Origin of the sequence: Caproiciproducens lactatisolvens, from assembly GCF_052443335.1 — a bacterium.
GTDB lineage: Bacteria > Bacillota > Clostridia > Oscillospirales > Acutalibacteraceae > Caproiciproducens.
This window is the reverse complement of sequence record NZ_CP195750.1, coordinates 2,874,892-2,896,419: the sequence shown is the minus strand read 5'-3', so window position 1 is coordinate 2,896,419 and position 21,528 is coordinate 2,874,892. Positions and strand designations below refer to the sequence as shown.

The 21,528-nt window shown below is 53.7% G+C and carries 21 protein-coding genes and 1 other annotated feature; all 21 genes read left to right on the top strand.

Annotation, left to right across the window (positions count from 1 at the left end; all coding sequences use genetic code 11):
- The 21 genes from ACRQV7_RS14305 to ACRQV7_RS14205 all read left to right on the top strand — a co-directional run bounded on the left by ACRQV7_RS14305 (nucleotide 1) and on the right by ACRQV7_RS14205 (nucleotide 21,498).
- Nucleotides 1-1,470, top strand: a complete 1,470-nt coding sequence (locus ACRQV7_RS14305; RefSeq protein WP_444658743.1) for an ATP-binding protein — start codon at nucleotides 1-3, stop codon at nucleotides 1,468-1,470.
- The gene (locus ACRQV7_RS14300; protein ID WP_444658741.1) at nucleotides 1,463-2,422 is read left to right on the top strand and encodes a DUF1385 domain-containing protein; all 960 of its coding nucleotides are present in this window, start codon (nucleotides 1,463-1,465) and stop codon (nucleotides 2,420-2,422) included. The genes ACRQV7_RS14305 and ACRQV7_RS14300 overlap by 8 nt, the downstream gene beginning before the upstream one ends.
- A gap of 47 nt (nucleotides 2,423-2,469) precedes the next feature.
- Complete coding sequence (gene prmC / locus ACRQV7_RS14295) at nucleotides 2,470-3,300, top strand: peptide chain release factor N(5)-glutamine methyltransferase (protein WP_444658739.1); 831 nt, start codon at nucleotides 2,470-2,472, stop codon at nucleotides 3,298-3,300.
- A 138-nt stretch (nucleotides 3,301-3,438) separates the two neighbouring features.
- A complete protein-coding gene (gene recA / locus ACRQV7_RS14290) occupies nucleotides 3,439-4,548 on the top strand; it encodes a recombinase RecA (RefSeq protein WP_444658737.1) in 1,110 nt (369 codons plus the stop codon).
- Nucleotides 4,548-5,159 (top strand): regulatory protein RecX, encoded by a 612-nt coding sequence (locus tag ACRQV7_RS14285; protein WP_444658735.1) that lies wholly within the window; start codon nucleotides 4,548-4,550, stop codon nucleotides 5,157-5,159. The genes recA and ACRQV7_RS14285 overlap by 1 nt, the downstream gene beginning before the upstream one ends.
- A complete protein-coding gene (rimO, locus tag ACRQV7_RS14280; RefSeq protein ID WP_444658733.1) occupies nucleotides 5,160-6,506 on the top strand; it encodes a 30S ribosomal protein S12 methylthiotransferase RimO in 1,347 nt (448 codons plus the stop codon).
- Nucleotides 6,503-7,102 carry a CDP-diacylglycerol--glycerol-3-phosphate 3-phosphatidyltransferase gene (gene pgsA, locus ACRQV7_RS14275; RefSeq protein ID WP_444658731.1) on the top strand — a complete coding sequence of 200 codons (600 nt, stop codon included), beginning with the start codon at nucleotides 6,503-6,505 and terminating at the stop codon, nucleotides 7,100-7,102. The genes rimO and pgsA overlap by 4 nt, the downstream gene beginning before the upstream one ends.
- A gap of 115 nt (nucleotides 7,103-7,217) precedes the next feature.
- Nucleotides 7,218-7,421 (top strand) — a binding site (T-box leader).
- 41 nt (nucleotides 7,422-7,462) lie between these two features.
- The gene (cysE, locus tag ACRQV7_RS14270; RefSeq protein WP_038325983.1) at nucleotides 7,463-8,125 is read left to right on the top strand and encodes a serine O-acetyltransferase; all 663 of its coding nucleotides are present in this window, start codon (nucleotides 7,463-7,465) and stop codon (nucleotides 8,123-8,125) included.
- A complete protein-coding gene (cysS, locus tag ACRQV7_RS14265) occupies nucleotides 8,112-9,518 on the top strand; it encodes a cysteine--tRNA ligase (protein WP_444658729.1) in 1,407 nt (468 codons plus the stop codon). The genes cysE and cysS overlap by 14 nt, the downstream gene beginning before the upstream one ends.
- Before the next feature lie 31 nt (nucleotides 9,519-9,549).
- Nucleotides 9,550-10,032 (top strand): Cys-tRNA(Pro) deacylase, encoded by a 483-nt coding sequence (gene ybaK, locus ACRQV7_RS14260; protein ID WP_444658727.1) that lies wholly within the window; start codon nucleotides 9,550-9,552, stop codon nucleotides 10,030-10,032.
- A gap of 302 nt (nucleotides 10,033-10,334) precedes the next feature.
- Nucleotides 10,335-11,369: a hypothetical protein gene (locus ACRQV7_RS14255; RefSeq protein ID WP_444658725.1), complete on the top strand. Its 1,035-nt coding sequence runs from the start codon at nucleotides 10,335-10,337 to the stop codon at nucleotides 11,367-11,369.
- A 108-nt stretch (nucleotides 11,370-11,477) separates the two neighbouring features.
- A complete protein-coding gene (locus ACRQV7_RS14250) occupies nucleotides 11,478-11,903 on the top strand; it encodes a hypothetical protein (RefSeq protein WP_444658723.1) in 426 nt (141 codons plus the stop codon).
- 247 nt (nucleotides 11,904-12,150) lie between these two features.
- A complete protein-coding gene (locus tag ACRQV7_RS14245) occupies nucleotides 12,151-12,783 on the top strand; it encodes a hypothetical protein (RefSeq protein ID WP_275713307.1) in 633 nt (210 codons plus the stop codon).
- A gap of 879 nt (nucleotides 12,784-13,662) precedes the next feature.
- On the top strand, nucleotides 13,663-14,319 hold the full coding sequence (locus ACRQV7_RS14240) for an HD-GYP domain-containing protein (protein ID WP_444658721.1): 657 nt from the start codon (nucleotides 13,663-13,665) through the stop codon (nucleotides 14,317-14,319).
- Between the two features lie 15 nt (nucleotides 14,320-14,334).
- Nucleotides 14,335-14,904, top strand: coding sequence for a DUF5317 domain-containing protein (locus ACRQV7_RS14235; protein WP_444658719.1), 570 nt, complete (start codon nucleotides 14,335-14,337; stop codon nucleotides 14,902-14,904).
- Between the two features lie 146 nt (nucleotides 14,905-15,050).
- Entirely contained in the window at nucleotides 15,051-15,614 is a 564-nt protein-coding gene (locus ACRQV7_RS14230; protein ID WP_275713313.1) for a TetR/AcrR family transcriptional regulator C-terminal domain-containing protein, read from the top strand.
- A gap of 339 nt (nucleotides 15,615-15,953) precedes the next feature.
- Nucleotides 15,954-17,450: a glycerol kinase GlpK gene (gene glpK / locus ACRQV7_RS14225; protein ID WP_444658717.1), complete on the top strand. Its 1,497-nt coding sequence runs from the start codon at nucleotides 15,954-15,956 to the stop codon at nucleotides 17,448-17,450.
- A gap of 119 nt (nucleotides 17,451-17,569) precedes the next feature.
- Nucleotides 17,570-18,286 (top strand): MIP/aquaporin family protein, encoded by a 717-nt coding sequence (locus ACRQV7_RS14220; protein ID WP_444658715.1) that lies wholly within the window; start codon nucleotides 17,570-17,572, stop codon nucleotides 18,284-18,286.
- 149 nt (nucleotides 18,287-18,435) lie between these two features.
- Entirely contained in the window at nucleotides 18,436-19,887 is a 1,452-nt protein-coding gene (locus ACRQV7_RS14215; RefSeq protein ID WP_444658714.1) for an NAD(P)/FAD-dependent oxidoreductase, read from the top strand.
- The gene (locus tag ACRQV7_RS14210; protein ID WP_444658712.1) at nucleotides 19,880-21,148 is read left to right on the top strand and encodes an NAD(P)/FAD-dependent oxidoreductase; all 1,269 of its coding nucleotides are present in this window, start codon (nucleotides 19,880-19,882) and stop codon (nucleotides 21,146-21,148) included. Before ACRQV7_RS14215 ends, ACRQV7_RS14210 begins: the two co-directional genes overlap by 8 nt.
- Nucleotides 21,145-21,498, top strand: coding sequence for a DUF1667 domain-containing protein (locus ACRQV7_RS14205; protein WP_444658710.1), 354 nt, complete (start codon nucleotides 21,145-21,147; stop codon nucleotides 21,496-21,498). Before ACRQV7_RS14210 ends, ACRQV7_RS14205 begins: the two co-directional genes overlap by 4 nt.
- Nucleotides 21,499-21,528: the final 30 nt, after the last annotated feature.

Genomic DNA, 21,528 nt, shown 5'->3' with positions numbered 1-21,528 from the left:
ATGAGAACGAACGGCATTACCAGGCGCTGGCTCTTAAACAGTCTGGGTGTCATTCTGCTCATTCTGGTTACCTTGATTCTCGTCCTTTCCTATGTTGTGCGCGGCTATGTGTACAACGGAATCCAGACGGCGCTGAGCAGCCGCTCCGACGAGCTGACCAACGTGTTCGCGGACTACGGGAGGAAATCGCCGCAGGAATTCAGCACCGCCGCCCGCAATTATGTGGAAAACTTCCCCAATAAAGAGAGCATGGAGCTGATGGTGTTCAACTCCAACGGAAAGATCATCATTACCTCGGTGGGCTTTGCGCCGGACGAAAGCCAGCCCATGCCGGACTATAAGCTGGCGCTGGAAAGCACGGGAGGCTACGGCACCTGGACGGGCAGCCTGACCAGCGGGGAAAAGGTGATGGCCGTTACGCGCGTCATGCGCAACAACGAGGGCGGCTTTGTGGGCGCCATCCGCTATGTGGTTTCGCTGGAGGAAGCCGACAAGCAGGTCGCCATTATTCTGGGGTCCCTGATCCTCGCGGGGCTTCTGATCATTCTGTTCGTGATTGTTTCGAGTTATTATTTTATGAATTCGATTATTACGCCGATCAAGGAAATCGGCGCGACCGCCAAGCGGATCGCGCAGGGTGACTTTAAGGCCAGAATAGAAAAAAGCAACGACGACGAAATCGGTCAGCTCTGCGACACCATCAACGACATGGCCGATGAGCTGGGCGCCGCCGAAAAAATGAAAAACGACTTCATCTCCTCGGTATCCCACGAGCTGCGCACGCCGCTGACCGCCATCAAGGGCTGGGCGGAAACCATGCAGGGCGGCGGGAACGACAAGGAGACGCTGGACCGCGGCATGGGCATCATTATCCGCGAATCGGAGCGCCTGTCCGGGATCGTGGAGGAGCTTCTGGACTTCTCCCGGATGCAGAGCGGGCGCATGACGCTGACCATGGATAAGATCGACATTCTCGCCGAGCTGGGCGAAGCGGTCTATATGTTCAGCGAACGCGCCAATATGGAACATAAATTCCTGCTTTACGAGGAACCCGCCATGCTTTCGCCCGTTCTGGGCGACATCAACCGCCTGCGGCAGGTGTTTGTCAATATCATTGACAACGCCCTGAAATATACTGAAGAGGGCGGCACCATCAGCGTGACCACGACGGAGTCCGGCGGGTTTATCCGCGTCGTGATCAGCGACAACGGCTGCGGGATTCCGGCGGAGCATCTTCCAAAGGTGAAAAAGAAATTCTACAAGGCGAATCAGACCATACGCGGTTCCGGAATCGGCCTTGCGCTTGCCGACGAGATCATGAAGCTCCACTCCGGCAGCCTGGAGATCGAGAGCCATGAAAACGTGGGGACCGCCGTCACCATCTTTATACCGACCTTAAAACAGCTGGAAACCCAGCCGCAGACCGACGAGACAATGAACGAAGAAAGGAATTCCGAAAAGAATGGGTAGAGAAAAGACGAAATGCATCACGTCCATCGGAGGACAGGCGCTGGTGGAGGGAATCATGATGCGCGGTCCGAAAAAAACGGTGGCCTCCGTGCGCGTGAGCGACGGTTCCATCTCCACGCAGGAAATGAGCGCCAGCCTGATGCGGGATAAATATTCCATCCTGCGCCTGCCGCTGCTGCGCGGAATCGCGGGTTTTATCGATTCGCTTTCCGTGGGGTACAAGGCGCTTTCTTATTCCGTGGACAAGGCAGGTCTGGAAGAGGACGAGGAACCGTCCAAGTTTGACAAATGGGTCGAAAAGACCTTCGGCGATAAAATGATGAACGCGATTATGGTGGCGAGCACCGTGCTGGGCCTTCTGCTGGCGGTGGGGCTGTTCTTCTTTCTGCCGACGATCCTTTTCAATCTGGTCCGCGACTACGCGGCCGGCCCGTCCATAGCGCCGTGGCGCTCCCTTGCCGAGGGCGTCATGCGCATTGCGATTTTTATCGGATACGTTTATTTCTGCTCCCGCATGCCGGAAATCCACCGGCTTTTCCAGTATCACGGCGCGGAGCATAAAACCATCTTTTGCTATGAGAACGACGAGGAGCTCACCGTCGAAAACGTGCGTAAGCACAGCCGGTTCCACCCGCGCTGCGGGACAAGCTTTCTGGTCATTATGCTGCTCCTGAGCATTATCGTGGGATTCTTCATTCCGTTCGGCAACCCGTTTGTCAGGACGGTGGTCAAGCTTTTGTGCGTCCCGCTCATCGTCGGCGTCGGCTACGAATTTATCCGCCTGTGCGGCCGTCACGACAACGCCTTCACGCGCGTCATTGCCGCCCCGGGGCTGTGGGTACAGCGGATTACCACCAAGGAACCGGACGACAGCATGATCGAGGTGGCGATCGAAGCCATGAAACAGGTCATTCCGGAAAACGGCGAGGACAAAATCAAGATCGGCGAATAAAGGACAAAGCGGGTGCGGACAGCTTGACACTGGGCGAAACATACCGGATGGGAAAAAACATACTGGCCGGCGCGGGGATTGAAAGCCCCGCGTTCGACGCTTCCTGCCTGTTTGAGAAGGTGTTCGGCCTTGACCGCCAGAAGAGAATCGTCCATGCCGCCGAACCGGCCGAAGAACAGAAGGCGGAGGAATATCTCCGCCTTTCGCGCGAACGCGCGGGCGGCAGGCCGCTGCAGTATATTCTGGGCAGCTGGCCCTTTCTGGGGCTTACGCTTGCGGTCGGCGAAGGCGTGCTGATTCCTCGGGAGGAAACCGAGCTTCTGGTCCAGACGGCGGCGGAGCTGCTCCGCGGCGGGGAAAGCCCGGAAATTATCGACCTCTGCTCCGGAAGCGGCGCGGTGGCGCTGGGGCTTGCATCCCTCTTTCCGGGCGCGTCCGTACTCGCGGCGGAGCTTTACGGCGAGGCGCTTTCCTATCTTGATCTCAATATCAGAAATACGGGGTTCCGACAGGTGAAATCCGTACAAACGGATGTTTTAAATCCAGAAAGCGCGGCGCGGTTCGCTTCCTTTGACTGTATCGTATCCAATCCTCCCTACGTGGCTGCCGGCGAACTGCGGACGCTCCAGGCCGAGGTGCGGCGGGAACCGCGCACGGCGCTTTTGGGGGGAGAGGACGGCCTGCTGTTTTACCGCGCGATCGCCTCGCTCTGGCTGCCGAAGCTGAAGCCGGGCGGCGCGGCGGCGGTGGAGATCGGCGAGGGGCAGGCCGAACCGGTGGCCCGCCTTTTCCAAAACGCCGGCCTGTCTGAAATCCGGGTGGTCAAAGACTTTAACGGCTTTGACCGGGTCGTCGCGGGTATCCGGAAAAGCAATTAAACATTTGTTCGAATTTTTCTTTCCCTGTCTTGATTTTCGGCAGGAAATACGATATAATTTTCTTAGATGATAAAAAATTTGAGGCCGCACGGCGGGGAAATCCGCACAGCCGCGGCCTGTCATAAACCGGAGGGAAAAATGGCGACAACAGATAAAAACGCGGCGCTTGAAACGGCACTGGCACAGATTGAAAAGCAGTTCGGAAAGGGCGCGGTCATGCGTCTGGGCCAGAATGAGGCCATGCATGTGGAAGCCATCCCGACCGGCTCCCTGTCGCTGGACCTTGCGCTGGGGATCGGCGGCCTTCCGCGCGGCCGTATCGCCGAGATTTACGGACCGGAAAGCTCCGGTAAAACCACGCTTGCCCTCCACTGTATCGCACAGGGGCAGAAAAACGGCGGCAACGCGGCGTTTATCGATGTGGAACACGCGCTGGACCCCGTGTACGCCCGCGCTTTGGGTGTCGACGTGGATTCCCTGCTGGTTTCGCAGCCGGACACCGGCGAACAGGCGCTTGAAATTACGGAGGCGCTTGTGCGCTCCGGCGCGATCGATGTGATCGTCATCGACTCTGTTGCGGCTCTGGTGCCGCGCGCCGAAATCGAGGGCGAAATGGGCGACAGCCACGTCGGCCTGCAAGCCCGCCTGATGAGCCAGGCCCTGCGCAAGCTGGCGGGCGCGATTTCCAAATCGAGCTGCGTCGCCATTTTTATCAATCAGCTGCGTGAAAAGGTCGGCGTGATGTACGGCAGCCCGGAAGTGACCCCCGGCGGCCGTGCGCTGAAATTTTACGCTTCCGTAAGAATCGATATCCGCAAAATCGAAACGCTGAAAAACGGCACCGAGATGATCGGCTCGCGCACCCGCGCAAAGGTCGTAAAAAATAAGATCGCCCCGCCGTTCCGCGAGGCGGAGTTTGACGTGATGTACGGCAGGGGAATTTCCCGCGAAGGCGAGCTGCTGGACCTTGCGGTCAAGCTGGAGGTCATCCAGAAGAGCGGCGCGTGGTTCTCCTACAAGGAAACGCGGCTGGGACAGGGCCGCGACAACGCGAAAGCGTTTTTGGCGGAAAACGCCGATATTGCAAATGAAGTGGAAGCCCTTGTCAAGGAGAACGTGGGGAAGCTTTACACGAAGACCGCTCCGGCGGCCCCCGCCGTCAGGCCGGTGGAGGTCGCGCCCCCCGCGCCCGCGAAAACGAGCAGCCGGGGCCGTTCCGCGAACATTGACATCTCCGCGGACGACTGATGCTGATTACAGCGGTGGAACCGCGCAGGAAGGGGCTTTCCGCGCTGTTTCTGGACGGAGAATTCGCTGCGAATATCGACACGGAAACGCTTCTGAGGTCGGGGCTTCGGCCCGGCCGCGAAATCGACGACGATCAGCTGCACGGGCTGATTCTGGAGAGCGACAACCGGCGCGCCGGGGAAAAGGCGCTTTCTCTGCTGGAACACCGGAGCCATTCGCAGAAAGAGCTTGCCGATAAGATCAGCCGGATCACCACCCGGGAAGCCGCCGAGGCGGCGGCCCGGCATATGGCGGAACTGGGCCTTGTCAACGATGGGGAATACGCGCGGGACCTGGCGGCCGACCTCTTTCGCCGCAAAGGCTATTCCGCTTCGCGCGTGCGGCGGGAATTGCTGCAAAAAGGGATTGAAGAAGAGCTTGTACAGCAGATCTTGGAAGAAAAAGCCCCCGATCCCGTGGAGAAGATCCGGGAACTGCTCGATAAAAAGTACGGGCGGCTTCTGGGTGACGAAAAGGGGCGCCGCAGGAGCATTGCCGCGCTGCAAAGACTCGGCTACGGCTGGGACGATATCCGCGCCGCGATCAATCAATTTGAAAATGAGGACGAATAGATGGCATATAGTGTAGGACTGGTGAGCCTTGGCTGCGCCAAAAATCAGGTGGACGGCGAAATGATGATGGCCGCACTGCAGAAGGCGGGCTATGAAATCCGCGACGACGCCGCTCTTGCGGACGCCGCAATCGTAAACACCTGCGGGTTTATCGACGCGGCGAAAAAGGAATCCATCGAAGAGATTCTGGAGCTTGCCAGGCTGAAGGCGGAGGGAAAAATCAGGGCGATCGTCGTTACCGGCTGTATGGCCGAGCGCTACCGGGAGGAAATCCTGAAGGAGCTGCCGGAGGTGGACGCCGTCGCCGGCATCGGCGCGGACGGCGACATTGCCGCGGTGATTGAAAAAGCCCTCGGCGGCGTCAAGGTGGAAAGCTTTCCGGAAAAGACGCTTCTGCCGCTCAGCGGCGAACGCCGGCTGTCCACGCCGGGATATTTCGCTTACCTAAAAATCGCGGAAGGGTGCGACAACCGCTGCGCCTACTGCGCGATTCCGTTCATCCGCGGGCCCTACCGCTCCCGGACGGAGGAGGATCTTTTGAGCGAGGCGAGGGACCTTGTCCGCGGCGGCGCAAAGGAACTGATTCTGATCGCGCAGGACACCACCCGTTACGGCTGGGACCTTTACGGGGAGCTCCGGCTGCCGAAGCTGCTGCGGGAGCTGTGCAAGATCGGCGGCCTTTCCTGGATCCGCGTGCTGTACTGTTATCCCGACTATATCACCGACGAGCTTCTCACCACCATTGCGCAGGAAGAGAAAATCGTGAACTATATGGACCTGCCGCTCCAGCACTGCAGCGAAAGGCTTTTAAAGGCGATGCGCCGCACGGGAAGCCGCGCGGCGCTGACCGCCCTGATCCGCAGAATGCGGGAGAAAATTCCCGGCCTGGTGCTGCGCACCACGCTGATTACGGGTTTTCCCGGCGAGACCGAGGAGGACTTTACCGAGCTTGCGGAATTCGTCCGCGAAATCCGGTTTGAACGGCTGGGCTGTTTCACCTATTCGCAGGAGGAGGGCACCGCCGCGGCGGAAATGCCCGGCCAGATCGACGAGGACGTGAAAAGCCGCCGGATGGAACGGATTATGGAAGACCAGATGAACATCATGCAGGAGTGGGGCGAAAAGCAGGTCGGAAAGACTTACCGCGTGCTGGTGGAAGGGTTCGACCGCTGCGCCGGGTGCTGGTTCGGCCGCTCGTACGCCGATTCTCCCGACATAGACGGAAAAATATTCTTTACCGCAAAGGGTGCGAGGCCGAAAACCGGAAGCTTTGCGGATGTGAAAATAACCGAATGCGTCGACTGTGACCTGACCGGAGAAATCATACTTGAGGAGGAGAGAAAATGAACCTGCCGAATAAACTGACCGTTCTGCGCATTGTTCTGGTTCCTTTTTTTGTAGCGGTGCTTTTGATCCCCCGGATTCCGCACCATTATCTTTGGGCGGCGATTCTGTTTTCCGGCGCGGCGTTGACCGACCACTACGACGGAAAGCTGGCCCGCAAGAACAACCAGATTACGAATTTCGGGAAATTCCTCGACCCGCTCGCCGATAAGATCCTTGTGGTGTCTGCGCTCGTCTGTTTTGTCGACCTCAGGCTGGCCGCTTCCTGGTGCGTGATCCTGATTATCGCGAGGGAATTTATGGTGACCTCCATCCGGCTGGTCGCGGTGGACAGCGGTGTTGTGATCGCCGCCAATAACTGGGGCAAGACAAAGACGGTCAGCCAGATCATCGCGATCGTCGCCATTCTGGTTTTCCAGTACGCGGAGGAGCTGGTTTCCATGGGATGGATTCCCGCCTTTACCTTCGGCGGGGTGCCGGGCGCTGCGGTTTTTGACGGTGTGGGCTACGCCCTGATCCTGATCGCGACCTTCTTCGCGCTGCTTTCCGGCGTGATTTATATTGTGCAGAATATCGGGGTCATCAATACGACAAAATAAGCTCCCCGAAAAGGGATATGATAAAGCATGGCATTGACGGGGGTTTACTTCACTAATATTTTGGTATATACTATTGTCACATTCTTTGAAAATCGTGCTATATTATCAGTACGATTGAAATGCGTTGAGCGGAAGAAGTAACCGCAGTGCGGGCATCAGAGAGAAAGCGCCGGGGCTGGAAGCGCTTTTTGCAGGGCAGGCGGCGAAATGCATCCGTGAGCAGGCGGGGGGAAATCAGTATCTCCGCACGGCCGGCGCCGTTAACCGCTGATATAGTGATAAAACGGAGTGGAACCGCGGTACAATGACCGCCTCCGTCCCTTTTTGGGGACGTGGGCGGCTTTTTTATTGGAGGCAGGTATGTTTAACAATCTGAAAGAAGAACTTGATTCGGTGATGGACCGCGACCCGGCGGCAAGGTCGCGGCTGGAAGTGTATTTCCTTTATTCCGGCTTCAAGGCGGTCCGTGCCTACCGCAGGGCGCACTGGTTTTACCAGCGTAACATGAAATTCATCGCGCGGTATTTATCGCAGCGGGCGCGGCATAAAACCGGGATCGAGATCCACCCCGGCGCGCAGATCGGAAAAGGGCTGTTCATCGACCACGGCATGGGCGTGGTGATCGGCGAAACCACCGTCATCGGCGACAACTGCACACTGTACCAGGGCGTGACGCTCGGCGGCACCGGCAAGGACCACGGCAAGCGCCATCCCACCCTCGGCGACAACGTGATGGTCGGTTCGGGCGCGAAGGTGCTCGGCCCGTTCCGCGTAGGGAACAACGCCCGTGTGGCGGCGGGCGCGGTGGTGCTGGACGAGGTGCCGGACAACGCCACGGCGGTGGGCGTACCGGCGCGGATTGTACGCCTGAACGGCGTCAGGCCGTGCAATCTGGACCAGATCCATGTTGCGGACCCGGTTGCGCAGGAGCTTTGCCAGATGGAAGTAAGATTGAAGAACATACAAAATCTGCTTGAAGAAGCGCTCGGAAAAAGAGAGGAAAAAGAAGATGAAAATTTATAACACGCTGACGCGACAGAAAGAAGAGTTCGTTCCGCTTACTGTGGGGGAAGTCAAAATTTACGCGTGCGGCCCTACGGTGTACAATTACATCCATATCGGCAACGCGCGGCCGATTTGTGTGTTTGACGTGCTGCGCCGTTATTTTGAGTACCGCGGCATGAAGGTGATTTTCGTCCAGAACTTTACCGACATCGACGACAAGATCATCAACAAGGCAAAGGATGAGGGCACGGACTACCTGACGGTTTCCGAACGGTATATCGAGGAGTATAAGACCGACGCGAAGGGGCTGAACGTCCGCCCCGCGACCATCCATCCGCTCGCGACCCAGAATATCGACGAGATTATCAGCATTATTTCCGATCTGATCGAAAAGGGCTACGCTTATCCCGCTGAAAACGGCGACGTGTATTTCCGCACCAAAAAGGACGCGGGCTACGGCAAGCTTTCCCACCAGCCGCTGGAGGACCTGCAGGCCGGCGCGCGCATCGCCACCGGGGAAATCAAAGAGGACGCCATGGACTTTGCCCTCTGGAAGGGCTCCAAGCCGGGCGAACCCAGCTGGCTTTCTCCCTGGGGAAAGGGCAGGCCCGGCTGGCACATCGAGTGCTCCGCCATGGCGCGCCGCTATCTGGGCAAAACCATCGATATCCACTGCGGCGGTCAGGACCTGATCTTCCCTCACCACGAGAACGAGATTGCGCAGAGCGAATGTTGTAACAATGCGCCTTTCGCCAATTATTGGATGCACAACGGCTACATCAATGTGGACAACCGCAAGATGAGCAAGAGCCTCAACAATTTCTTTACGGTGCGCGACGTTGCCGAGCGGTACGGCTATGAGCCGATCCGCTACCTGATGGTCGCCTCGCATTACCGCACGCCCATCAACTACAGCACGGAGGTTATCGAACAGTGCCAGGCGGCGCTGGAACGGCTTTACAACTGCCGCGACAACCTGAAATTCCTGATGGAGCACGCGCCCTCCGGCGAAAAGCAGGGCGAGCACGACGTCCGCCGCAGGCTGAGCGAGTATGAGGACCACTTCATCGAAGCGATGGAGGACGACCTGAACACCGCCGACGCGCTTTCCGCTTTGTTCGATCTGGCGCGCGACATCAATTCCAGCCTGAACGTTTCCACCGCGCCGTCAAAGGAGCTGTGCCGTTTCGCGCTGAACCTGTTCCAGGAGCTTGCCGACGTGCTCGGCCTGCTCTATGTCAAAAACGAATCTGCGCTCGATGAGGAAATTGAAAAGCTGATTGCGGAACGCACAGAGGCCCGAAAGAACAAGGACTGGGCGACCGCGGACAAAATCCGCGACGAGCTGAAGGCCCGCCATGTGGTTCTGGAGGATACTCCGCAGGGAATCAAATGGAAAATAGAGCAGTAATTCCGTTACGGCGGCGAAAGGCAGATTGAGAATGGCAAAGGACAACAATAAAACGAATGTCATGCGGATTCTGGATCAGGCAAAAATTTCGTACAACCACTATTTTTACGACCATGAGGACGGAAAGATCGACGGCGTTTCCGTGGCGCACAAGCTGGGGCAAGACGTGGAACGGGTCTTTAAAACGCTGGTGACCCGCGGGGCCAGCCGGGAATATTTCGTGTTTGTCATCCCCGTCGCGCAGGAGCTGAATCTGAAAGCGGCCGCCAAAAGCGTGGACGAAAAATCGGTGGAAATGATCCATGTGGACGAAATCAACAAGGTGACCGGGTACATCCGCGGCGGCTGTTCGCCCGTCGGGATGAAAAAGCAGTTCCAAACGGTGATTGACAGCAGCTGCGAACAGCTGCCGGCCATCATCGTCAGCGCGGGAAAAATCGGCGCGCAGGTGGAAGTCGCGCCGCGGGAGCTGCTTCGGTTTATCGGCGGAAAGACGGCCGCGCTCACCTTGTAGGGATACCGCAGAAAAGGACATGCGCCTTTCGGGAAAAGCCGCGGATACCGCTTGTGTCCGCGGCTTTTTTGTATGAGAAATTCCCCCTGGCGTGGGTCCGGTGAAGCCTTACCGGAGCCCCTCCTTTCCTTAGACATATTCCCCTGTTTGTCGAAAAACAGGACAAAACCTGAAACTGTCTATTTTATTCCGCGGGGATCCATTCTATAGTGGTACTACCGGCACTTTCTTTCGGGAGCGAAACTTTTATCCGGAGCCGGCGGATGCCGTAAAAATATCGGTTTGCAAACGGAGCGTAAAAAATGGAATACAGACATAAGATGATGCGTACCGCCGTGGGCGCGGTCATAGAAAAAGCAATCCGGGATATCCGGTCCGACCCCCGGCGCAGTATCCGCAATCTGGCGGATATGGGCGACAATTTTTCAAAAACGGTGGCTCAAAAGCATTTTTTTGAAATTGCTCATGAGGTTTTAAAAAATCCCGATAATCCGTACTATGAGCTGATTTTGAATATGATCCGGAATGTTGACGCGGAGACGGTCAAAACCGTCAGCCTGAATTTCGGGTACAGCTGCCTGAATTACGGGGCGGAGATCCTTCGGACGAAGGAAGCCGCCGTAAAGCGAAAACTCCCGTGGCTGCTGCGGTTTGAATGCGGTCCGGACCATGCGGATTCGCTGGGGCTGCGCCGGGTGGACGAAATCGTTTCAGACGCCGTTTCCCTCGGCATCTATACCTATGTTTTTCAGATTGGGGATTCCACTGAACGGCTGGGGCAGATTCTGGAGCTTTGCCAAAATCATGAAGAATGCTGCTTTTTTGCGGCGGTGACGCCCAACTTTATCTTTGACCGGAATAAGGAACAGCTGATGAGAACGCCGAACCTGATTCTGTCCGTCGATATGTCTGCGGGCTGTGGGGAGGATGAAGCAAACTGTGCGCTGCGGCAGCTGCACGCGGGAAAATGCTTCTACGGTTTCCACGTCGGATATACCGGCGAGAATGCGCAGCGGCTGACCTCCGAGGAATTCCGGCAGCGGATGATTGACTGCGGCTGTATTTTCGGCTGCTATGTCAGCGCCGGGCGCGGCGACGGGGAACTGGAGGACAGGATTTACAAATACGTCTGTTCCAAACGCGGGAAGAAGGGCGGGCCGCTGTTCGTTTTTGATCTGGACCGGGATGAACGGTATATCGGAAACACCATCCTGTGCGGAACGGATCTGTTTGTCGGCGCGGACGGAAGGGCCCGGCTGGCCGACGGACGCCTGGCTGACCTGCACAGCACGACGGTTTCTGAGCTGGCCGCCATGCCGGAAGTACGCTTTGCTTAAAAAGTTTACGGTTTATTTAGATATTTTTCATCCTCATGAGCTATAATCATAGTATTGAGGTACGCTGGGAATCCTGCCGGACGTACCATGAAGGAAGAGGATTGCCCGATGGATTGGTTCAGAAGAATGATGATGGGAAGGTACGGCACCGACCAGTTTTCCGTTGCGCTGGCGGTGTTCTATGTGCTGCTGTCCCTGATCGCGCAGCTTTTCAGGCTGCCGGTTTTGCTGCTGTTGGCCTATGTTCCTCTTGTGTTTTGCTTTTACAGAATGTTTTCAAAAAATATCAGCAGTCGGTATCAGGAAAACACCCGTTTTCTGAAATGGTGGGGCCCCGTTCAGGAACGCTTTCGCCGCACGTTTTACCGGCTGCGGAACCGGATGCATAACACCGCGTACAGGATGAGGGACAGAAAGACCCACCGGTACTATAAATGTCCCCATTGCTCCAATATCCTGCGCGTTCCGAAAGGGAAGGGAAAAATCAGCATCACCTGTCCCGTGTGCCGGACGGAATTTGTTAAAAAAACCTGATCGGTGGCGGCCTTTCCTGTTCCGAAAGAAACCGCAGCCATTGCCGTACATCCCGCGGGCTTTACCGCGGGATATTTTTTTATAAATTTTAGTAAATCATTTTCAAAATATTTCCAAAAGGCATTGATAAACAGAATGCAATTTAATATAATTTGAATGAATATGTAGAAAACGCTTTCATTCAATCCCATGGCGCAGATGGTCAGATATTTCTGCACAGACAGTTTAAAAAACGGAGGGTTCTCAAATGGAGAACAGTCAAAGCACAGTCACAAAAGAATATTCCGATCTGATAGACAAGCTGCCGGGCGTAATCAAATCCAGTATTGTCCAGTCCGGTGACGCGATCACTGAAATTCATGTGCTTTCCGATATGAGCCGCTCGCCAAAACAGATCGCGCGTGACATACAGTCCGCCATCCTGGTACAGTTCAATACGACGATTGACCATAAGCTGATCAGTATCGCTCAGATTCCATCGGAAAACAGCCAGAAAATAAAGGACAGGCTCGTCTTCGAAGAGATCAGCATTGCAAAGAGCAAGAACCGTTCTACGGCTGCCGTTTCCCTTTGCGACGGAGAGTCCACCTTCAGCGGGGAAGCCTCCGCCTTAAATGACAGTGTGGACGTCAATAAAATGATCTGCCAGGCGACTTTGAATGCGGTTACTAACTTTATAGAGCCGGATATGTCGCTTTCCCCTATAGATGTAAAGCTGTTTGACCTTACCGAAGGGAAAGCGGTTGCCGTTTGTATTGCGGTCAAATTCAGAAACAGCGTAGAGCGCTATCTGGGCAGCTCCTTTGTCGGCGACGATGCCGGTTATGCGGTCGTAAAAGCCACTCTTGACGCGCTGAACCGCAGAATTTCCAGCATTTAGCGCATTTCATTTGGAAAAAATCAGGTTTGCAGCCAGATCCATTAGCGTAGCGGATATAGCCTGTTTATTCAGCGGAGAACAGAGATTGTTTTACGGAGGGCTATATTCAATGAAAAAAGTTCTGTTTGCATTACTGTCTGTATTGTCTGTAATCGCAACTGCTGGCGCAGGTTTTTCCTGGGCGTAATAGTTAATACATAACTTTGCAAACCTGATTTTTTTATAAAAAAGGAGGTACATATGAGCCGCTCTTCAAAAATATATGCTTACATAGTTTCAGCAATCGGTATTTCACTTGGCTCATACTGTGTTTATATTTATTTTTACAGCATTTTCAGCGGCGTTGATATTAAACAAAAATTAGCACAATTTTTTGTATTGTCTTTTTTGTATATTATCTGCCGCTGCCTTCCTATTTATATTCGCGATGATTATACCATTGATATGTCATTTGTCTGTAATCTGGCCTCGATTTTTTGCTTTGGCCCTATATTTTCTACCGCGATGGTTATGATCAGTATGCCTTTTATTGTTACGCCCAAAAACACTGGTGAGAAGGCTTACATTCATATTTTTAACCGCGCGCCGATTAAAACGGCGTTTAATGCCGGAAATTATGCAATTTCAGTTTTCACTGCGGGCGTTTTGTATCAAAAGGCAGGAGGTGTTGTCGGGGATTTTTCTCTGCCGCAAATTCTATTGCCTTCAGTGGCGGCAGCTTTTTCATTTATACTTTTAAATTGCGGCCTTTTATTGATGCTGTTTTCCCTAAACGGACAGGGGCCTTTTTTTCCCTCCCTTTTAAAAAATTTATGGGAATTTTTGCCTAACCTTGCAGCGTCTGAGCCCATCGCATACTTTATTGCAAGAATTCTCGGAATGGAGAACGGAGTATATCTGGTTCTTTTTATTATGCTGCCTCTGCTTCTTGCACGCTACAGCTTTGTCCTTTATCTTGACGCGAAGGCGAACTATTACAATATGGTCAAAACCCTGACGGCCGCGCTGGAGGCAAAGGACAAGTATACCGAAGGCCACGCGCACCGCGTGGAGGAATATGCGGAAATGATCGCCCGGAAAATGCACTATCATCCGGGCGATATCGACGACATTAAGGTGGCTGCCCTTCTGCATGACGTGGGCAAAATCGGTATCGACGAAAAAATACTGAATAAGCCCGGCCCGCTTACGCCGGAGGAACGCGCCGTTATTATGACGCATCCGCAGATCAGCGCGTCCATTCTGAAAAATGTAAAGCTGAACGACGCGATCCGCGAAGCGATTCTCCACCATCACGAGCGGTATGACGGCGGCGGCTACCCGGACCATACAAAAGGCGGGGAGATTTCCACCGCGGTCTATATTATCGGCGTGGCGGACGCTTACGACGCCATGACCAGCGACCGCCCCTACTGCGCCAGCATGCCGGTGGAGCGGGTGGTGGAAATTCTAAAAGAGGAAAGCGGAAAACAGTTCCACCCGAAGGTGGTTTGCGCTTTTCTGGAGGTCCTCCGCGAGCAGGGCGTCATTTCATAGAACCGGAGATTAAGAATGGTATTATTTGTTTTTGTGCTGGCGGGTTTTCTGATTGCGACTGCCGTCAACCATATAAGGGGCGTAAAAAATCAATACGGCAATCTTTCCTTCGTCCGCGGCCTGTGGCTTCCTGTGGCCGGCCTGCTGGCGGAACTTCCGTTTTCCCGGTTCCCCGACTTTGCCGCGAAGGTTCCGTGGCTTTTTACGGGGATCAGCTATCTGTGTATTATTGTCTTTCTGATTCTGAATCGGCGCCGGCTGACCGCGGTGATCCTTGCCGGAGCCGGCACGCTCTGCAACCTGCTTGTCATTGTGTGCAACAATTTCCGCATGCCGGTATCTCCTTCGGCGCTTGCGATGTTCCCCGGTATGACCCCGGAAGCCGTCTACGCGAAAAAAGCCAACTATTTTGTCGCCACCGGCGGAGCGAGGCTCTATTTTCTGGGCGACGTGATCCCCGTGCCGGTCCCCTGTATCGGCAGCTTTATCAGCGTGGGGGATATTCTGCTGGGATTGGGGATCGCCTGCCTGATTGTTTCCGTCCTGACAGAAAGCACAAGCCCGCGCCGCCTTGTGCGGAAATAAGCCTGCGGGCAGCCGGGCCCGGTTTCCTCCATGGCAAAATTACTCTTGAATCATAATCGTGTTATATAGTATAATATACATTATGGATGAGTGTTTGTTTTATCTATTTTGCTAAAATGGCTGAATGTTAAAATGGAGGAAAAAACATGGAATATGCATCGCAAACCAAACAGCAGCTTGCAAATTCTTTGAAGGACCTGATGAGCCGGACCCCATTCAACAAAATCACCGTCCAGAATGTAACCAGTAATTGCGGATTGAACCGTCAGACGTTTTATTACCATTTCAAAGATATGTACGAGCTGTTGAGCTGGATTTACCGGAACGATATCTTCGGCCAGATGGGGGAAGAACAGGACGTGCAGTGGGAGGAGGCGGTCGTGCAGGCTATGAGATACTGCAAAGCCAACCGCGCGTTCTGCAGAAATACCATCCGCTCCATCAAAAAAGAATATATGGAAGGTTTTTTACAGCCCGTTGTGCACTCCTGGGTGGAAAAGCTGGGAATTGATCTTGAAAACTGCAAATACATAAGCAAGGAAGATGCGGATTTTCTGGTCGATTTTTTTACCACCGCGTTTGTAAATTACGGCATCCAGTGGGTCAGCCGGGGAATGCAGGAGGACGAGGATTTTGTCATCAAAAAAATCAAAGCTCTGCTCCGGATGATTTACCACGGCACGGAAAAACAAAAAAAAATTGCGATATGATTTTGGTCCCCGTACATTCCGTACGGGGATTTTTTATTATACGGAAATATGGTGTATCCATTTTTGCTAAATAGCATGAATCTATTATAGAAAAATTAAATAATTCAAGTAGCACCATATACAAGAATAACCAAAAAAAATAATTGAATCATATGATATTTATCAAATCTAAACAAAAAACGTGAATTGTCTAAATACAAAATTCCTTTTCAGTGCTATGATATGAACATAGATGGTAATACGGCGCAAGCCGGAAAACCAAAGTTATGGGAAGGTGCCTTAGGGCAAACAAAGATACAATTTATTGTATCGGAAAAACATTTTAGGGGAGGTTTTTTTATGGCCAAGTATGTCATGGCGCTGGATGCCGGCACAACGAGTTCCCGCTGTATTCTTTTCAATGAGAAGGGTGAAATGTGCAGCGTGGCACAGAAAGAGTTCACACAGTATTTTCCGAAGCCGGGCTGGGTTGAGCATGATGCGATGGAAATTTGGTCCACCCAGATCGGTGTTGCTCAGGAAGCAATGCTGAAGATTGGCGCGGTTGCGGCGGATATAGCGGCAATCGGTATTACCAATCAGCGTGAAACAACCGTTGTGTGGGATAAAAAAACAGGCGAACCTGTTTACCACGCCATCGTTTGGCAGTGCAGACGTACATCACAGTACTGCGACACCTTAAAAGCGAAGGGTTTAACAGAAATCTACAGGAAAAAGACAGGTTTAATGATCGATGCTTACTTCTCGGGCACAAAAGTAAAATGGATCCTTGACAATGTTCCGGGCGTAAGGCAAAGAGCAGAAGCCGGCGATTTACTGTTCGGCACCATTGAAACATGGCTGATCTGGAACCTGACAAAGGGCAAGGTTCATGTAACCGATTATTCCAATGCTTCCAGAACCATGCTGTTCAACATTACGGAACTCAAATGGGACAAAGAGATCCTTGCAGAGCTCAATATCCCCGAGAGCATGCTCCCGACTGCGAAACCGTCCAGCTGTGTATACGGCGAATCCGATCCGTCCTTCTTCGGCGGGGCGATTCCGATTGCCGGCGCCGCGGGTGACCAGCAGGCAGCCTTGTTCGGCCAGACCTGCTACACTCCGGGTGAAGCGAAGAATACATACGGCACAGGCTGCTTCATGCTGATGAACACAGGCGAAAAACCGGTTTATTCAAAGAACGGCCTGGTCACCACCATTGCATGGGGCCTTGACGGAAAAGTCAATTATGCGCTCGAAGGTTCCATCTTCGTAGCCGGCGCCGCAATCCAGTGGCTGCGCGACGAGATGCGTCTGGTTGACACATCGCCCGATTCCGAGTATCTGGCGACAAAGGTCAGCGATACAAACGGCTGCTACGTTGTTCCCGCGTTTACGGGCCTTGGCGCTCCGCACTGGGATCAGTACGCGAGAGGCACCGTCGTCGGTATCACCAGAGGCGTCAACAAGTATCATTTTGTCAGAGCTACGCTCGAGTCCCTTGCCTATCAGACTTATGACGTGCTGAAAGCGATGCAGGAAGATTCCGGCATTACGCTGAACGCCCTGAAAGTCGACGGCGGCGCGTGCGCCAACAACTTCCTGATGCAGTTCCAGGCCGACGTGATCAACGCACCTGTACACAGACCGGTGTGCATTGAAACAACGGCAATGGGAGCCGCTTATCTGGCCGGCCTTGCGGTTGGCTACTGGGCAAGCAAGGAAGACGTTATTAAGAACTGGCAGATTTCCAAGATCTTTGAGCCTTCCATGGAGGCCGCTCATCGTGAAGAAATCATCAAAGGCTGGAGCAAGGCTGTTAAGTGCTCCTTCGGCTGGGCCAAGGAAGACTGATTCTTCTGTTTTGCATTACGGTTAGCGAGTAAACGATTAAAATTCAGGCCGGCCCCTCGGCAGGGGAAACCTCCTATCGAAAGGGGCCGGTATTTAAAAAAGATTGAGGTGTATTGTTAATGTTACCATATCTTGCGGAATTTTTGGGAACAATGATGCTGATCATGCTGGGCGACGGCGTTGTCGCCAACGTTACACTGAATAAATCCGGAATGAAGGGTGCGGGCTCGATTCAGATCACTTTGGCTTGGGGCCTTGCGGTTATGGTCCCTGCGTGCATTTTCGGCGCAGCTTCCGGCGCAAGCTTCAACCCTGCTTTGACCATAGCGCTTGCCGCGATCGGCAAATTCAGCTGGGCCATGGTCCCCGGTTATATCATTGCTCAGATAGCCGGCGGCTGTGTAGGCGGTATTATTGTCTATCTGATGTTTAAGGATCAGTTCGACGCGACGGAAGAAGCCGGACCGAAACTCGGCGTTTTCTCAACCGGTCCTTCTATCCGTAATATCCCCCGCAACCTTTTCTGCGAAGCGGTTGCAACCTTTGTGCTGGTATTTGCCCTGCTCGGCTTCGGAAATGTAGCCGGCGCCGGCACAGTGGGCGTTTCCAACCTGTTTGTATTCGGAATCATCGTCTCTATCGGCATGTCCTTCGGCGGGCTGACCGGTTACGCTTTGAACCCTGCCCGTGACCTCGGACCCCGTATCGCCCACGCCATCCTCCCCATTAAGGGCAAAGGCGATTCCAACTGGAGCTACGGTCTTGTCGTTCCGATTTTTGGGCCCATCATCGGCGGTTTGGCCGGCGCGCTTTTGTATGCCGCAATTCCGTGGTAATTCATGGTTGTATTTAGGTTATATTAAAGAGTTAATATGCCTTGTAAGTACATAGCGATGAATTGATAAAATATTTGCAGGGGCGAATAAAATTTGCCCCTGCATTATTTTAAAAAATTCCAAATAAATTAAAGAGTGGTGTTCACAAAATGGTAGATGTAATCATCATCGGCGGAGGTGTCGTGGGTTGCGCGGTGGCCAGAGAATTGTCAAGATACAGCCTGAACATTGCCTTGCTGGAAAAAACCGATGATATCAGCAACGGCCAAAGTAAGGCAAATACCGCGATTATTCACGGCGGCTATGATGCGCATCCCGGTACCCAAAAAGCAAAGTTCAACGTGCTCGGCAACAAAATGTATGATCAGATCTGCGAAGAGCTGGATGTTCCGCATAAATGGAATACCTCCCTGGTTGTTTCTTTCAGCCCGGAAGATCATGAAAGCTTGGAAGCTTTAAAAAGGCAGGGGATAGAAAACGGAGTCCCCGGACTCAGCATTATCGGACAAGATGAACTTAGAAAAAGAGAACCGAACATTGGCAGCACGGCGTACGAGGCGCTCCTGGTCACCAACGGCGGAATCGTCTGCCCCTATGAACTGACCGAAGCCTTTGCTGAAAACGCTGCGATGAACGGTGTTAATTTCTACCGTGAAGCAGAAGTTACTGCGATTGAAAAAGAAAAAGACGGATGGAAAGTTATAAGCAAGGCTGGTACCTTTACAGCAAAAGCGGTCGTGAACTGTGCCGGACTTTATTCCGACGTAATCAACAATATGGTTTCCGAGGATAAAATCACCATTGTTCCCCGCAGAGGCGAGTATTACATCGTCGACAAGAAATTCTGCGATGCCTTCCACGCGTCGATTTTCCAGCTGCCGACCAAAATGGGCAAGGGAATCCTGGTGACCCCCACCGTGGACGGAACCATCCTGATCGGGCCGACCGCAGAGGATATCGATGATAAGACGGACACCAGGACCACCCCCGAAGGACTTGCCAAGGTCCTGAAATTCGCTGCCCTTACCTGGGAGCACATTCCCGCCAGAAACTATATCACTACCTTCTCCGGGCTGCGCGCGCACTGCGACAGAAATGAATTTGTCCTCGGCGAAGCGCCGGACGCGCCGATGTTCTTCAACGCGGCGGGCGTGGAATCCCCGGGACTGACCTCGTCTCCGGCGATTGCCGTGTATCTGGCGGATATGATCACCGACAAGCTCGGCGCGAAGAAAAAGGATGATTTCAATCCGATCAGAAAAGGGATACCGAAGTTCAGGGAGATGACGGACGAAGAAAGGGCAATGGCAATTTCCATCAACCCGGATTACGCAAAGGTCGTCTGCAGATGTGAAACCGTGACGGAAGCTGAAATCAGGGAAGCAATCCGCAGGCCGGTCGGGGCGAGATCGGTCGACGGCATCAAGAGAAGGACAAGAGCCGGAATGGGCCGTTGCCAGGCGGGTTTCTGTACCCCAAGAACCCTGGAAATATTGTGTGAAGAGCTTCATATATCCCCGCTGGAAGTGACAAAGTTCGGAGGGAACTCCAAATATCTGGACAGTTACCTTTTTGAGAAAGGGGATCATGAAGATGCGTAATGTAGACATTTTGATCATCGGCGGTGGACCTGCCGGCCTGGCGGCTGCGGTTTCCGCCTATGAAGCGGGTGCGAGGAACATTCTGATTCTCGAAAGAGAAGAAAACCTCGGCGGTATTCTGAAGCAGTGTATCCACAACGGCTTCGGGCTCCACACCTTTAAGGAAGAGCTCACCGGCCCCGAATACGCGCAGAGATATATCGACAAGGTGCTGGAGTATGGCATCCCCTCCCAGTGCGACACCATGGTCATCAACATCACCCCGGACAAGGTGGTGACCGCGGTCAGCAGGGGCGCGGGCCTGGAGCATTTCAAAGCGAAATCCATCATCCTTGCCATGGGCTGCCGCGAGCGCCCCAGAGGATCCCTCGCCACACCGGGCTGGAGATGCTCCGGCATCTACACGGCGGGCACCGCACAGAAATTTACGAATCTGAAGGGCCTGATGCCCGGCAGGCGCGTCCTCATTCTCGGTTCCGGAGATATCGGGCTGATTATGGCGCGCAGAATGACTTTCCTGGGCGCAAAGGTTCTGGCGTGCGTGGAACTGATGCCTTTCTCCGCGGGACTGAAAAGAAATATCGTGCAGTGTCTTGACGATTACGATATTCCGCTTCTGCTCAGCCATACGGTGGTCGATATTGCCGGAAGGGAACGCTTAGAAGGCGTAACGGTTGCAAAGGTCGATCCCAAAACGCTTAAGCCCATTCCCGGGACGGAAGAGTATTACGAGTGCGATACCCTGCTGCTCTCCGTCGGCCTGATTCCTGAAAACGAGCTGTCCACCATGGCCGGCGTAAAGATTTCCCCGGCGACAAACGGCGCGGAGGTGAACGAAAATCTCCAGACCTCCGTGGATGGGATTTTCTCCTGCGGAAACGTGCTGCACGTGCATGATCTGGTCGACTTCGTATCCGAGGAATCCGCCAAAGCCGGCGTCAACGCCTACAAATATGTACAGGGCCAGCTGGCGAAGGACGAAGAGACGCTGGAAGTGGTCAACGGCTTCGGCGTATCCGGCGCGGTTCCCCAGCATATCTCAAAAAAGCTGGATGAGCCGATCACCATTATGTTCCGTCCGAGGGGCGTTTACAAGGATGCAAAGGTTTGTATCGATGTCGGAGACGTTCAGGCAGCCGAGAAAAAGAGCCGGATTTTGACCCCCGGCGAAATGGTGACGCTGAAATTCACTCCGGAATATCTGCGGAAAAATGCCAATGCTGACAAAATCACTGTAAGAGTGGAGGCGCAGCAGTCATGATAAAAGAAATTACCTGCATCGGCTGCCCGATGGGCTGCCGGATTACCGCGGAGGTGGACGGCGATCGGATTTTATCCATCGAGGGCTATACCTGCAATATCGGTAAAAAATATGCACAGGAGGAGCTGACGCTTCCGACCAGAATGGTGACCGCCCTGATGAAGGTGTACGGAACCACTCAGCCGCTTTCCGTCAAAACCTCCCGGCCGATCGAAAAGAGTAAAATTTTTGATTGCCTGAAAGAGATTTCCCACCACACGGTCATGCGTCCGATCCATATCGGGGAAGTCCTTATTAAAAATGTATGCGGTACGCCGGTCGATATTATAGCGACGAAAGAGCTGGAATAAGATCGGAGCGCTGCCGTAATGATCTATTAA